Genomic DNA, 15394 nt, shown 5'->3' with positions numbered 1-15394 from the left:
TTATTTTATCAATCTTAAACAATTCCGCCGGCCATGTTGTTATCGTTGTTGCCCTTTAGCAACATACATCAACATACATTAAATCACAACTCCCTATATGATACCCCGTAGTGTCTTGTTCCTCTTTTTCTTTCTGATAGCCACCGCTGTCTATGCACAACTACCTACCGTTACCTCCTTCACTCCCACGACTATCTGTCAGGGGGGCCAGGTCGTAATTACAGGCACCAATTTCACAGGGGTTCAAAATGTGGTTTTAGGCTCACGGGCAGCAGCAGGTTTTACTATCAACAACGCCACTACTATCACCGCCATTGTAGCAGAAGATGCTACCACCGGCAGTGTCAGTGTAGAGGGCATAAGCGGAGGCGGCACACTCACCATCAAACCTTCGCCCAAACCTTCCCTGAAAGATCTCAACCTACTGGATGCTCCTTTTACAAACTGTAACGGAAATAATAACTATACCCTGAAGGTGGAAAACACCTCCGTAGTAACCGGCACCGGTAATAACTATGAGATCAACTGGGGCGATGGCAGTCCCACGTTTACACAAATGGATTGGGCATCAGGATCGCAGTTAACACATGCCTATAGTTCACAGGGTTATTTCGTACTGACAATAAAAATCACCCCTACAAATGGTTGTACCAGAATCACCACTTACCAGTTTTACAATGGTCAGAACCCACTGGCAAGTCTGACCACCTCTACGTCAACTACAGGTCTTTGTGCACCGGCAGCAGTAGAGTTCCAGATCGGCAACTGGTTCACTAACTCACCGGGCACGGAGTATATCCTGGATTATGGAGATGGCACCACTCCTCAGACATTGACACATCCATTGAATGCGACAAATACCGTATTTAAAATCTCTCATCCCTATACAAAATCTTCCTGTCCCAAGGCAGATTACACCGCTACTTTATATACCAGGAATGCCTGTTACACCACTACCTATACCCTGAACCAGATTGTGATACGCTCCAAACCGGTGGCAGATTTCTCTGTCAAGCCTACGGTATGTGTGAATGAGAATTTATGTGTCATCAATAAATCCAGTACAGGTACGAGTGGAAATAACTGTAGTTCCTATACAGACTATCTATGGGATTTTGGAGATGGATTTACTTCTACACTAAGCGATCCGGGTTGTCACAAGTATGCAGCAGCAGGTCCATACAGAATTACACTGACAGCGACCAGTATAACCTGTGGTTCGGATACGAAATACATCGATATTGTCGTATTACCCGTTTCTCCCAAACCTACGGTGACAACGCCGGTGGTATATTGTCAGGGCGCAACAGCGACAGCACTGACAGCGACCGGCACGAATATAAAATGGTATACAGCCGGAGGAACTTTATTACCCAATGTACCAACACCATCTACGACAATTGCTGGAAACACCACCTATTATGCTACACAAACCCTGACCGGACAATGTGAAAGTGAGCAGACACCTATTGTGGTAACTGTAAATGCATTGCCTGCAAAACCCGTGGTGACCACGCCCGTTACGCTTTGTCAGCATACAACGGCTTCCCCATTAACAGCGACAGGCACTAATTTAAAATGGTATGATGCAAATGGCGCCTTATTAACAGGTGCGCCGACACCATCAACAACGAACATTGGCACAACTAAATATTATGTAAGTCAGACTACGAATAATTGTGAAGGACCGAGAGCTGAGATCGATGTGATCATCGGTACATTTCCCACCACACCAACAGTGACCACACCAGTCAATTATTGCCAGGGACAGTCAGCAGGTGCATTGACAGCAAGTGGTACGGGGCTAAAATGGTATGATGCCAATAATGTATTATTACCGGGTGCTCCCACCCCTTCAACTGCTACACCGGGTAGTACGACTTATTCCGTGAGTCAGGGCAATGGTTGCGGAGAAAGTCCGAAAGCTACGATCACCGTGAATGTCAATCCTGCACCGACAGCGACTATCAGCTATTCGCCTGCTGTATTGTGCAATGCAGCCGGAAGTGCAGTCGTCAATGTCACGCAGGCAGGGAGTACCGGCGGTGTGTATAGTATTTCGCCGGCAGGAATGACGATCAATTCATCAACCGGCACGCTGAATCCAGCGGGTGCCTCACCGGGAAATTATACCATCCGATATACGGTAACAGGTACAGGTGGTTGTGCGAATGTAGTAGCGACAACAACTGTAACAGTCAATGGTACTCCTAACGCCACTATCAGTTATCGGGCTATCTGTTCTGCCGATGGGATCACGGCAGTTACTTTAAGTGGCAGTGCAGGCGGTGTATTTTCCACTACTACAGGTTTGACACTGGATGCAGCTACGGGAGCGATCACGCCTGCGACCAGTACACCGGGTAATTATATTGTCACTTATACGATTGCCGCAGCAAGCCCCTGCCCGGGATTCCAGACCACCGCTAATGTTACTATTACAAAAACACCGGTAGCCAATATCAGTTATACAACTGCTACTTTATGTAATACCCCCACAAGCACGCCTGTAAATGTAACACGCACTGGCGATGCCGGTGGCACATATAGTATTTCGCCATCAGGCCTCACCATCGATCCTTCTACAGGAACACTATCCCCTGCTGGTGCTGCGCCGGGGAATTATACCATCCGTTATACATTAACAGGTAGTGGTGGTTGTGCGAATGTAACAGCGACAACAACCGTCAACGTTAGCAGTACACCCCATGCAACGATACAATATGCCGGTAGTCCTTACTGCGGAGATATCAGTACACCACAGCCAGTCACACAGACAGGTACTCCAGGGGGCATATTTTCTTCTACAGCAGGGTTGAGCATCAATGCCACTACAGGAGCTATTACCCCAGCGGCAAGTACACCGGGTACCTATACGGTCACTTATACGATTGCGGCATTAAGTCCCTGTCCCGGATTTACGACAACTACCCCTGTTACCATCTATGAAAGTCCGGTCATTCATTTCCCTGTACCGGATCAGGCAGTCTGCTCTGGTACGGCAGCAACTTTCACCCCGGTTTCATCTGTTCCAAATACAACCTATTCCTGGGCTGTTTCCGGCACTTTGCCTTCAAATGTGACTGGCATTAGCAATGGAGATTTTACGGGCGATTTAAGCCTCTTATTTACCAATAAAGCGAATAACGATGTCATCATCACAGTAAGGGTCACGCCTTTCAATCCTCAGCAGACCACCTGCGCCGGTGTTGCATACGATATTCATCTCACGGTGCATCCCGAGGTACCTGCGCCGGTTGTGAGTGATGTGAGCACCTGTATGGGTGGGGCTTCTGTCACGCTACAGGCCACTGCCCTGCCGGGTCATACCATTCACTGGTATGATGCACAACAGACTTTACTGCCTTCTGCACCCATAATCACTACGACTGATTCCATTCGTTTGCAATACTACGCCAACCAGCGCAGCAGCTTTGGCTGTGAAGGGCCTAAGGCAGGTGTGATCGCCATTGTGCACCCTACTTTAAAGATCACTGGTGCGGACTTTACCAATCCTACTGCCTGTGGCATTCCTTCAGGTACCATCGTATTGCAGACAAGAGATCTGAATGACCAGGTCGTTGCGAATATTCCTGTCATCGTTCACTATACAAAATTCAACACGCCACTGGTAGCGACAGGTTTTACCGATAACGATGGCAAGATCACCCTGTCACTGACCGCTGGCAGTTACACTGATTTTTATGCAGAAAGCACAGGTGGTTGTACGACCGCACATCTGAATGATGTCTTCGTTTTAAAAGATCCTGATCCACCTGCAAAACCGGTAGCAGGCTATAATCCCCCTATCTGCAGCGAGACACCATTGACGTTGACAGCGCTGTCAGCCACCAGTCCGCAGGCTGGCGAAATCGAATACGTATGGGCAGGCCCCGCCTTTGGCCCTTACCCGGATACGGTAACTAATACGGTCGTGACATTCCCTTCGGCCAGCGTTTCGGATGCAGGTACCTATGTGGTGTATGCCACACAACATAACTGTATCTCTGCTGCCGATAGCTTTATTGTAGTGATCAACCGGTCTCCGTCAAAACCTGTAATCAATACCCGCACCCCTCTCTGTGTAGGCGATGAGCTGTACTTAAGTGCCACCAGCGGTATTGGTGACAACTCTACACTGACCTATCTCTGGACAGGCCCCGGTCGCGGTTTCCCCGTGAATGGTACCTATGCCGGCATTGACAAGGTAGCCCTGACTGATGCAGGCAGATATGCGATAACCGTGACATCCAGCGAAACAGGTTGCGCAGCTACCACAGATACGTTGATTGAAATCGGGAACTATCCGATCATACATTTTGCGACAGATACACTTATTCTTCCAACCGGGTTCAACATCCAGCTTGATCCTGTCCTCACTAACGCCACTGAACCCGGTATTCTGCCTATGCAAAGCTACATCTGGACACCGGCCGATGATCTGCAATGCAATGATGCATTGTGTAACAATCCTGTATTGACGGTAAAGAACGATGCCTGTTATGCCGTAAAAGCCACCAATATATATGGCTGTATCGGCAGCGATACGATCTGTGTACGGGCCTTCTGTAAAGAAGCACAGGTCTTCGTTCCCAATGCCTTTGCACCTGAGGGGCTGCCGGAAAACAGGATTCTGATGGTACGCGCCAGTGGTATCTCAACCGTAAAATCTTTCAGGGTCTTTAACCGCTGGGGCAGGATCATGTACGAGCGGAGCAACTTCGCACCAAACAGCAGTGAGTTTGGCTGGAACGGGTATATCAATGGCAGGAAAGCAGATACCGGTGTGTATGTCTACACCGTGGAAGTTGTATGTGAGAATGGTACCCCTTATACATTGAAAGGGAATGTAACATTATTTTAAAGTATGTAGTATGAAAAAGATCATCGTCTTTTTATTTTTATATAGCCTGAAATTAAGCGCACAGGATGTGGGCTACTCTCAATATTACGACCAGCCGTTGCTCAGGAATCCCGCATTGGCTGGCATCTTTGAAGGAGATGTGCGGGTCACGGCTTCTTATCGGAATCAATGGGAAAGTGTGACGGTACCCTATAGAACTTTTGGATTGAGTGCAGAGTATAAAACCCCTTTCCATGCATTGTTTTCAGAGAACAGTACCGTCACTTATGGCTTGCAGGTATTGCGGGATGTAGCTGGTACTTCGGAGTTCAGTACTACGCAGATCATGCCAGCGGTAAATAGTAGTTTTTATATCGGGAGAGAAAAGGTCTCCTATATCTCTGTTGCATTTATGGGTGGACTCATGCAACAACGGTTTGATCCCAGTAAGTTACAATTCAACGATCAGTTTGTAATGGGCAGCAATGGTGCTTTCAGTATCCTGCCCTCTTCCAGGCAAACATTTGATATGACCAGCGTAAATTATTTTGATATGGCTGCGGGCGTAAGTTATAACGGAACGTTGAAGAATGAGGTTGATTTGTTTGTAGGCGCAGCAGGGTATCATTTGAATAGTCCGCAGGTGGGTTTCTTTAAAGGGAACAGCATTACTTTAAATAAAAGAGTGTCTCTCAATGCAGGGTTATCTGTACCTACCAGTGAGGTGAACAGGTTTATTTTGTATGCAGATTACTTCAGACAATTCAGAAGAATTATTCCAGTGGAGGCAGTAGGTATCAGCACTATGCAGTTTGGAGCGATGTATAGCTGGGACTTATCGGACGAAATAGACCTCTCTAAGAATTTCACGATAGGTTTGTTGTACAGGAAGAATGATGCGATCATACCTGTAGTCAGGATGGAGATGTATAACTTTCTTTTTGGATTGAGTTATGATGTGAATGTAGACAAACTGGCCGCTGCTTCGCAACGGAGAGGTGGCCTGGAGGTGATCGTTTCTTACAGAGGGTTTTTAAGCAGCAGGAACGAAAGCAGGCGTCAGACGTTGTGTCCTACTTTCAGAAGATAGGTTTCTTCCCATACTTTGACAAGAAAATCAACAGCTTCAATATCTTTATTATTCAGCAGCATACGAAAAGAGTGACCATCCAAGCTGATAATATTATTTGTACCTGACAGGATCACCGGGGTTCTGCTGAATGTTGGTTCTCGTTCAATACTGACATTGATATTTTGCATGTCTTTTATGAGAAAGCGTTCTCCATTGGCAGTGATATGATGATAGCCAAGAATGATCTCGCCGGTGATTTTATAATTTTTAAAATAAGACCTGGCAATAATCAGCGGATAGCAAAGCAAAAAGCATGTAACACCTAAAATCGGCCACCGGGAAACTGCCGCAATTCCACCAGCCAGCAGGGTAAACCAAAGTATGTACACTGCCTTGTAAAATTTAGAGTAGTATATTTCTACTAATGGTACTTTCAGTTGTATTTCCAGCATAATATTATCAGGTGAAATGTCCATATTAAATCTATACAATTTCTCCCATTTCTGCATAAGAAAGCCACCGCCTCCATTTCATTATCATTCAATAATACCGGTGATTTTGTTTGACCTCATGTACATAAAAGCAAATAACCTTGTTAGTAACGGATTCCGTCGCGGGCAGTGGAGGAGTTGAAGAAGGAGGTTATGGTGATGCCGGCGGTGAATAGATTACAAATTCTCATAAGCAGGACTTGTTACTGCAAATAAAAAATATGCTTGAAGCACCGTACAAATGATAAGTGCAGATCCTGCGATTCTTCGAAGGGTTTTTAATTTTGTTGGTGTAAGGCATCATAGGTATTTTCTATAGTTGGCCTGATGTGGAGGTGCATATAGGTGAAATAAAAAAGGCTGACTTTTCAGGTCAGCCTTTTTATATTTTAGATATTACCTTTCTTCAGTTCCTTGTACATATAGTCGACTGCACGTGCCGTGAGCGCCATATAGGTGAGCGAAGGATTCACACAGGCGGCCGATGTCATACACGCACCATCTGTTACAAACACATTCTTCACGGCATGCATCTGGTTGTACCCATTCAGGATAGACGTTTTAGGATCACGGCCCATACGTGCGGTACCCATTTCATGGATCGCCATACCAGGATAAGAGCCAGCGTCATAGGTCCTGATATCCTTCATACCAGCTGCTTCCAGCATTTCTGCCGCATCGTTCATCATATCCACACGCATCTTCTTTTCATTCTCTTTGAACTCAGCATCGAACTTCAGTACGGGCTGTCCCCAATCGTCTTTTACAGATGTATCGAGGGTTACCTGGTTCGATTCGTAAGGCAGACATTCGCCAAAACCACCAAGTCCTACTGACCAGTTACCCGGTTCTGACAGCATATCTTTGAAGTCTTTACCTACACCCAGTTCAGCTACCCCGCGTGCCCAACCTTCGCGGCTGGCTCCACCCTGGTAACCAAATCCACGCAGGTAATCACGCTTATCACTACCAATGTTGCGATAGCGTGGAATATAGATACCGTTTGCACGGCGGCCAAAGTAATATTTATCGTCAAAGCCCTCTGCCCTGCCGGATGCACCGGTACGGAAGTGGTGATCCATCAGGTATTTACCCAGTACGCCACTGTCATTGCCCAAACCATTCTGGAAACGGCTGGAGGTAGAGTTCAGCAATACAAAGGTGGTACCCAGGGTAGACCCGTTTACGAAGATGACTTTTGCATAAAATTCCGTCATCTGTTTGGTATGTGAATCAATGACACGTACACCGGTTGCTTTGCCCGCTTTCTCATCATAGATGATGGAGTTCACAATGCTATCCGGACGTAAGGTGAGGTTGCCCGTGGCCATAGCTGCAGGCAATGTGGAAGACTGGGTGCTGAAGTAAGCGCCAAACGGACAACCACGGCTACAAAGGTTACGGTACTGGCAATTGGTACGGCCAGGCAGTGGTTTGGTAATATTCGCCACACGACCCATAGTCATGATACGACCTTTGAAACTGGATTCTATGCGTTTCTTCACTTCTTTCTCCACGCAGTTCATTTCCATCGCTGGCATAAACTGGCCATCCGGTAGTTGTGGTAAGCCTTCTGCCTGTCCACTGATACCTGCGAACTTCTCAACATAATCATACCATGGTGCGATATCCTTGTAGCGGATCGGCCAGTCGACTGCAATACCATCTTTGGCATTGGCGCCAAAATCGATATCGCTCCAGCGGTAAGACTGACGGCCCCACATGATAGATTTACCACCCACGATATCAGGACGGAACCAGTCGAAACGTTTTACCTCATTGTAAGGCGATTTGGAATCATTGAGCCAGAAGCGCTCATTGTATTCACTATATGGATAGTCACGGCTTAGTTTAGGATGCGTTTCTCTCTGTTCAGTAGTAATTTTGCCACGGTGTGGGAACTCCCATGGAGCCTTGGTGGCGGTATCGTAGTCCTTAACGTGTTCTAATTGTTTGCCCCTGTCCAGCATGAGCACTTTGAGACCTTTTTCTGTCATTTCCTTGGCAGCCCAGCCACCACTTACGCCAGAGCCGATCACGATGGCATCATACGTGTTCTGCTCCTGAGCCTTAGTATTCAGATTCATGGAATTCTACTTGAGTTGATGAATTAATGTGCGCGAACGAGTCTTATCTATTTAACGTCGAATGATTACGCAGTGCAGGTTTTAGACCTTTTGACTGACTACATAGTGCAGGTTTCAAACCTCTTGACTGACTATATAGTGCAGGTTTTAGACCTCTTGACTGACTAAATAGTGAAGGTTTTAGACCTTTTGATTGACTACATAGTCCAGTTTTTAAACCTCTTGATTGACTACATAGTGCAGGTTTTTAACCTTTTGATTGACTACATAATCCAGGTTTTTAACCTCTCAGATTACTATATAGCCCAGGCTTTCTCGCCTTTAGCATAAGGTATACAACCTTCATATTTTCCTGGTACCGGTACATAACGGAGCGCTTTGGTAGCACCGGCTTCAGAGGTGAAATACCCGGTGAGGGTCAGTTCTTTCAGGATCTGGAAATAGTGCGTGGGATCCTTTTCCTTTTTGTTTTCACGTTTATTATAAGCAACACGTTCCTTATCGATATCAGTCAGAATAGTAGTTTTCTGATCTGCACTCAGGTCCACGAATGGCTTTTTGAATTGCTTTTGTGCTGCCTCATCGATCTTTTTCAAACCATCCAGTACCAGTTTCTGGTCTTCAGGTTTGTAGCAATCATTCAGCATGAGTGCAATAAACTCGTCTACTTTGGCAGCTTTTGCTCCAGGTGTATCGGTTTCCGGGATGATCGTATCTACAATCTCGGCCAGCATCTTTTTGGTTTCAGGCGCCTGCAATGCATAATTGTCTGGGCCTTTTGGGTTACAGCCTTCAAGGGCTGACAACGTGGACACGGAAATTGCCGACCCTAAGAGAATGGCAACGTTCCGAATGGCTTCTCTTCTGTTCATAATAGTAAATTGATTTGACCTTTAGTCTCAAGTTTCGAAAAAAAACTGACTTTTCATAGAAAAAATAAATAAACGGAAGGAAAAGTTACAAAAAGAAAGGGGGGTATAAAAGCAAAAAGCGCTCTTACCTGCGGTAGAAGCGCTTTTTATAGAAGCAATGAATTTCTTACATAATATATTGCCCTTTGTTGTCTACAAGGACAACCGGAAGGCGGTGGTGCTGTTCAAAGTAATCATAAGCGGTTTTGAGGTCCGCCCAGAACTTGGTAGACGTTTTATCGTCCGGGTTCAGTTTTACCCCCTGCAGGTATTCCAAAGAACGGGTGCGGCCGAACTTAACCGGGAATACGTGTACCGGGATGAAGTCCTGACCAGCGTTCTTGGCATTGACAGCCAGGATGTACACTTCGTCGATAAATTCATCGGTGAGCGGAATGCAACCGATGGTCAGACAGCTACCATGAATATAGATCTCATTACCGGGTTTCTTCGGATCGCTGAGGATCTTGTCGGAGAAGTTCGGATAATTGATACCCAGTGAAAGGTGGTAATTACTGTTCGGATTGAAGTCATTGATATAGTAGAACCCTTCTGGCACCTGCTGGTCCCCTTCCTTGCGTTTAGGGCCCATTTTGCCTGACAGGGTACATACCCGGTAAGATTTAAAAAGACGAAAAGTGTCGGTAGCCTTGTTTTTCACCCAGATTTCCAGTTCACTATCCAGTTTGAACGACCGGAGGAAGATGTATTTAGCCGGGTATTCCAGGCCTTTCTTTTCAAACTCCTTCTTTAACTGCTCCTCCTTATCCCTGTAAGCTAAGCCTACTTTCGGGAACATCTTCTGGTTGTCCAGAAATGACTGCTGCTGGGCAAACACTTTTCCTACCCCAAGTAGTATCATTACTGCTAAAACGACCTGCTTCATAGATATTTTAACCCTTTATTATTACACGTTTACGGTTTAGCCGGTGTGGCGCCCGGTTGCGCATTGAACGTTCTATATGCAAGATAAAACAATAATATTGAAAAAATAGCGTATATCACGATTCCGACCTTGCGGTTTGCAAAACGGAGTATGTAGTGGCGCTCTCCCTGATAGATCAGCACAGCTGTAATCATTTGAAAAATTCCTGCCAATAGAAATAACGCGCCTAATAGTGTTTGTATTCTCATAAACAACGATCTGTTATGCAAATTATTTCAAAATTTGCAACAATATCAATCCCCCGAATGTGGCATGCCGGAGGCATCAGGGCCATAGTCGCGGCTGACGGGGTTAAAGCACTGGTTGTCAAGGAAATGTTAAACTATCAAACAGGGCGGATTTTCGGAAAATTGAAGAAGAATGGCTAAGGGTTATAGTATATAAAACTTAGCAGTAAGCGTTTTTAGGAAACCCTTTTCACAAAAAAAGGGCTGTTCCGTACGGAACAGCCCTACTTGCTAAAACAACAATAGAACGGCGGATCTTCGATAGAACAGACCTACCCGGATTTTTACAGGTTACCTCTTAATGCCTGCTCTCTTTCAATAGATTCAAACAATGCCTTGAAGTTGCCCTTACCAAATGACTGGGCGCCTTTGCGCTGGATGATTTCAAAGAAAACAGTGGGTCTGTCCTGTACGGGTTTGGTGAATATCTGTAACAGGTAACCTTCGTCGTCGCGATCTACGAGAATACCCAGCTCTCTCAGTGGCTGGAGGTCTTCGTCGATCTCTCCTACCCTGTCCAGCAAGGTATCGTAGTAAGATCCCGGCACTTTCAGGAATTCTACGCCCCTGTTCTGCAGGTCGGTTACTGTCTGAATAATATTATTGGTTGCGATGGCTACGTGCTGTACGCCCGGGCCACCATAGAAATCGAGGTATTCTTCGATCTGTGATTTCTTCTTACCTTCTGCAGGCTCATTGATCGGGAATTTCACACGGCCGTTGCCATTGCTCATGACCTTACTCATGAGGGCAGAATATTCGGTAGAAATGTCTTTATCATCGAAGCTGAGCAGGTTGCGGAAACCCATTACCTGTTCGTAGAAGTCTACCCAGGTATTCATTTCATTCCAACCCACATTGCCTACGCAATGGTCTACATATTGAAGGCCGGTGTCAGTTGGGTTGTAAGTCGTTTTCCATTCTTTGTAACCTGGCAGGAAAGGACCGTTGTAGTTCTTTCTTTCTACAAAAAGGTGTACGGTATCGCCATAAGCGTGAATACCACTGCGTACTACGGTACCAAATTCATCTTTCTCTTCTTTTGGCTCCATATAAGGTTTAGCACCTCTCTTTACAGTTTCTTCAAATGCAGAGCGGGCATCGTCTACCCACAGGGCGAGAACTTTTACACCATCACCGTGGGCGGCAATGTGTGCAGCCAGGTCATTGTTAGGCTGAAGCGGTGTGGTCAGTACAAAACGGAGTTTGTTTTGTACCAGTACATAGGAGGAGCGATCTTTCACACCTGTTTCAGGACCTGCATAAGCGAGGGACTGGAAGCCGAAAGCGGTTTTGTAATAGTGGGCGGCCTGTTTTGCATTACCTACGTAGAATTCAACGTAGTCAGTGCCGTTCAATGGTAAAAAGTCTTTTACATTGGCAGGAGCTGCTGCCAGGGCAGCATCAGGAGCAGTACTCATGGTGGTTTGATTTTTAAGAGATGTAGAAAGTTTTGGTGTATGTGTATGAGAACGAATGAAAGCAATGCAGGTAAGCATTGACATCATTACAAGGAGAGGTTACAGATATGTAATAGTGAAAATCGGGCGCATACCTGTAATCAGGCGATTACAGCATCCATGGCCAGCGTGGACATCAGGAAGCAGTACTTGCTGTGACGCTGGTCTGATTTGGAAGAGTGATATGTGCGCGTATTGAACATGAAATGGTTGCTATTGCAATAATATGCATTCCTTTTGAATAAAACAAAAACTCTCATTTGCGGAAGTGTATCAGTTTGATACATGCCCCATACCTGATTTACTATTTTGCTAATCTATCGTCGACGCTCCTTCGACACTTCTTCGACACTTCTTCGGTACTCCTTCGACACTTCTTCGACGCTCCTTCGTCACTCCTTCGACACTTCTTCGGTACTCCTTCGGTACTCCTTCGACTGGAACAATACTCAAAAAGGGTACCTCAATATCCCTACAATAATGAAGTACCCTTTTAATAACAATATGTACCAAACTTGCAGCAAGTTGCTAACTCTACATGAATTAAATCAATTCCAGCTGATATAGTTTATCATTGATATACTTGATCTCCTCTGCACCCAGCTTTACATGAATAGCTCTTGCATTCTGTATGGCCTGGTTTGCATCGCGGGCACCTACCAATGCCACTGTAATACCCGGTCTTTCGATCGTCCAGCGGATCACTAACTGAGCCAGTGTTACATTCTTGCTTTCTGCCATCGGGCGGATCTGGTCAAGGAATGCATTGATACGAACCAGGTTATCTTCCCTGTAGTATTTAGAACCCGGACGGGTATCGCCCTCTCCGAACTGATGACCCGGTTTGATCTTCCCTGTCAGCAAACCCCGCTGCAGCGGACTGTAGGCCAAAATACCTTTTTTGTTTTCCATGCAATAAGGTACTGTTTCCTTTTCGATATTGCGCTCTACCATACTGAAAGGCACCTGGTTGGAAGCGAGTTTTACCACGCTGTCCGCTTTCTTCATCTGCTCAACATTGTAGTTGCATACACCTGCTTCGCGGATCTTACCCTGCTGTTTTAATTGTGCTACCGCTTCGAAAGTTTCTTCAATCGGTGTAGTCGGGTCAGGCCAGTGAATCTGCAACAGATCGATATAATCTGTACCCAGTCTCTTCAGACTATTCTCACACTCAAGGATCACACTTTCCTTCCCTGCATATTTGTAGATATCAATATCTTTCCCGCTGTTGTCTTTGCTCTTAAAACCAAACTCACCTTTTGCCAGATCCCATCGCATACCAAATTTTGTAAGGAGCTGTACCTTGCTGCGGTCTGTTCCTTTCAGCGCTTCGCCTACAATTTCTTCGCTTAATCCCTGGCCATAAATGGGTGCCGTATCAATAGAAGTCACGCCTTCATCAATAGATGCTTTGATGGCTTCCACAGCGTCTTTCCGCTCTGCGCCACCCCACATCCATCCACCAATTGCCCATGCACCAAATGTAATGGCGCTTACCTTCAGTTCGCTTTCGCCTAATTGTCTAAATTCCATTTTGTTCCCGTTTTATTGTTCTGCAATATAAAAAAATGAGGGTGTATCACAAGTTAGATACACCCTCTTTAATTCGGATACCTGATGAGCAGGATCCCATTTTATGCGTTTATCAGGAGTTTCATTTATTTATGATACACCTTCATTTTTTAATTTGGTCCTGCGGCCCTACTCCTTCCAACTCATTGTATAACTTTCATCCTCTATCCCCAATCCCTCCTCTGTAATCTGCAATGGATGAAAAGTATCCACCATCACTGCCAGCTCTTTCGTCTCCGTCTTCCCGATACTCTTCTCCACCGCCCCCGGATGTGGGCCATGTGGAATACCACCAGGATGCAAGGTGATCATTCCTCTTGTCACATGCTTGCGACTCATAAAATCACCATCTACATAATAGAGCACTTCATCACTATCAATATTACTATGATTGTAAGGCGCAGGTATGGACTCCGGATGATAATCATACATCCTTGGCACAAATGAACACACGACAAAATTATGCCCTTCAAATGTCTGATGCACTGGTGGGGGCTGGTGCACGCGCCCAGTGATTGGTTCAAAATCGTGTATGGAAAAGGCAAACGGATACTCGCATCCATCCCACCCTATCACATCAAATGGATGATGCGCATAGTGTATAGGATACATCATGCCTTTCTTTTTTATCTTAATTAAATAATCACCTGCCTGATCCACCGTTACCAGGTTCTCCGGCTGGCGAATATCCCGCTCGCAATAAGGTGCATGTTCCAGCAACTGTCCAAACTTGCTTAAATAACGCTGCGGATAACGGATAGGACTAAATGATTCTACGATAAACAGCCTGTTGTCTGCCGTATTGAAATGTATCTGGTAAATGGTGCCGCGTGGTACCACTAAATAATCACCATAGGAAAATGACAACTGTCCATACTGCGTTAGCAACGTACCACTCCCTTCATGCACAAAGATCATTTCATCTGCATCTGCATTTTTATAAAAGTACTCCGTCATACTCTCCTGCGGAGCTGCTAATACGATGTGCAGATCACTATTCACCAATACCGGTTTCCTGCTTTGCAGAAAATCTTTTTTAGGCATGATATTAAATCCCTGAAAACTCCGGTGCCTGAGCATCTTCTCTTCTGCTACTTTTGGCGCTACCGAAAATGGCGTATCTACTTTTACAATTTCTGTAGGTGGATGACAGTGATACAACAACGTAGAATTGGAAGAAAAACCTTCAGTGGAAAATAACTGTTCAGAGTACAACGACCCATCCGGTTTGCGGAACTGGGTATGACGCTTGTGCGGGATCTCTCCCAGCTTACAATAATGAGGCATTACAAATATGTTTTGATGTGTGGAGTTACAATTTTATGACAAACGTTAAAAAACGAAAGCGGCGTCCATGGCCAAAGCTGCCAGTAGAAAACAGTATTTCCAGCGGCGCTTATCGATATAATATGTGAAGTTGCGAAAATAAGGCATCGTAACGTGGTTGGAACAAATGTAGTGAATTACTGAATATTACACGCTTTATTGTCCATGACAAACCATTACCCGGAAATTTTTACAAAAAACCGCCCTTCATTTTAAATTATTTCAAAATTCTGACAATTCATTTGCTAATTCAAAAGTAATTCCGGACTTTTGTTTGCGAATAGTAAATTATACAAAATAGTGCTACCAATAGTTACATACTTCACTTCTGCATCCCGCACCATCTCCGGTGCAGGTTCCAGCACTATTATTACTACCACAATTATTACCCCGCTACGGGGTTAATTTTCACATATCATCCAACGACCACCGCAAGTGGTAACCAGCAGCAAAAGC

General features: G+C 45.3%; 9 protein-coding genes. 2 read left to right on the top strand and 7 right to left on the bottom strand.

What is annotated here, in order from left to right; genetic code table 11:
- Nucleotides 1-97 precede the first annotated feature (97 nt).
- Both SIO70_RS17265 and SIO70_RS17260 read left to right on the top strand, forming a co-directional pair.
- A complete protein-coding gene (locus SIO70_RS17265) occupies nucleotides 98-4864 on the top strand; it encodes a PKD domain-containing protein (protein ID WP_320572664.1) in 4767 nt (1588 codons plus the stop codon).
- A gap of 10 nt (nucleotides 4865-4874) precedes the next feature.
- Complete coding sequence (locus tag SIO70_RS17260) at nucleotides 4875-5933, top strand: PorP/SprF family type IX secretion system membrane protein (protein ID WP_320572662.1); 1059 nt, start codon at nucleotides 4875-4877, stop codon at nucleotides 5931-5933.
- On the opposite strand, the gene SIO70_RS17255 is transcribed toward SIO70_RS17260, so the two are convergent.
- From SIO70_RS17255 to SIO70_RS17225, 7 genes are all read right to left on the bottom strand, one after another.
- Complete coding sequence (locus SIO70_RS17255; protein ID WP_320572660.1) at nucleotides 5903-6391, bottom strand: hypothetical protein; 489 nt, start codon at nucleotides 6389-6391, stop codon at nucleotides 5903-5905. The genes SIO70_RS17260 and SIO70_RS17255 overlap by 31 nt on opposite strands.
- Before the next feature lie 404 nt (nucleotides 6392-6795).
- Nucleotides 6796-8493: a GMC family oxidoreductase gene (locus SIO70_RS17250; RefSeq protein ID WP_320572659.1), complete on the bottom strand. Its 1698-nt coding sequence runs from the start codon at nucleotides 8491-8493 to the stop codon at nucleotides 6796-6798.
- A gap of 296 nt (nucleotides 8494-8789) precedes the next feature.
- On the bottom strand, nucleotides 8790-9365 hold the full coding sequence (locus tag SIO70_RS17245; protein ID WP_320572657.1) for a gluconate 2-dehydrogenase subunit 3 family protein: 576 nt from the start codon (nucleotides 9363-9365) through the stop codon (nucleotides 8790-8792).
- 166 nt (nucleotides 9366-9531) lie between these two features.
- Complete coding sequence (locus SIO70_RS17240; protein ID WP_320572655.1) at nucleotides 9532-10290, bottom strand: L,D-transpeptidase family protein; 759 nt, start codon at nucleotides 10288-10290, stop codon at nucleotides 9532-9534.
- A gap of 571 nt (nucleotides 10291-10861) precedes the next feature.
- Complete coding sequence (hppD, locus tag SIO70_RS17235; RefSeq protein ID WP_320572653.1) at nucleotides 10862-11998, bottom strand: 4-hydroxyphenylpyruvate dioxygenase; 1137 nt, start codon at nucleotides 11996-11998, stop codon at nucleotides 10862-10864.
- 582 nt (nucleotides 11999-12580) lie between these two features.
- Entirely contained in the window at nucleotides 12581-13573 is a 993-nt protein-coding gene (locus SIO70_RS17230; protein WP_320572651.1) for an aldo/keto reductase, read from the bottom strand.
- 168 nt (nucleotides 13574-13741) lie between these two features.
- Nucleotides 13742-14899 (bottom strand): homogentisate 1,2-dioxygenase, encoded by a 1158-nt coding sequence (locus SIO70_RS17225; protein ID WP_320572649.1) that lies wholly within the window; start codon nucleotides 14897-14899, stop codon nucleotides 13742-13744.
- Between the last annotated feature and the right edge of the window lie 495 nt (nucleotides 14900-15394).

The organism is Chitinophaga sancti (assembly GCF_034087045.1).
In the GTDB taxonomy this organism is placed as follows: Bacteria; Bacteroidota; Bacteroidia; order Chitinophagales; family Chitinophagaceae; genus Chitinophaga; species Chitinophaga sancti_B.
This window is presented reverse-complemented; position numbering and strand designations above follow the sequence as displayed.

Coding starts and splice junctions, on each gene's coding strand:
- hppD (WP_320572653.1), bottom strand. CDS start 11,998: ATGAGTACTGCTCCTGATGCTGCCCTGGCAGCAGCTCCTGCCAATGTA.
- SIO70_RS17265 (WP_320572664.1), top strand. CDS start 98: ATGATACCCCGTAGTGTCTTGTTCCTCTTTTTCTTTCTGATAGCCACC.
- SIO70_RS17260 (WP_320572662.1), top strand. CDS start 4,875: ATGAAAAAGATCATCGTCTTTTTATTTTTATATAGCCTGAAATTAAGC.
- SIO70_RS17230 (WP_320572651.1), bottom strand. CDS start 13,573: ATGGAATTTAGACAATTAGGCGAAAGCGAACTGAAGGTAAGCGCCATT.
- SIO70_RS17255 (WP_320572660.1), bottom strand. CDS start 6,391: ATGGACATTTCACCTGATAATATTATGCTGGAAATACAACTGAAAGTA.
- SIO70_RS17250 (WP_320572659.1), bottom strand. CDS start 8,493: ATGAATCTGAATACTAAGGCTCAGGAGCAGAACACGTATGATGCCATC.
- SIO70_RS17245 (WP_320572657.1), bottom strand. CDS start 9,365: ATGAACAGAAGAGAAGCCATTCGGAACGTTGCCATTCTCTTAGGGTCG.
- SIO70_RS17225 (WP_320572649.1), bottom strand. CDS start 14,899: ATGCCTCATTATTGTAAGCTGGGAGAGATCCCGCACAAGCGTCATACC.
- SIO70_RS17240 (WP_320572655.1), bottom strand. CDS start 10,290: ATGAAGCAGGTCGTTTTAGCAGTAATGATACTACTTGGGGTAGGAAAA.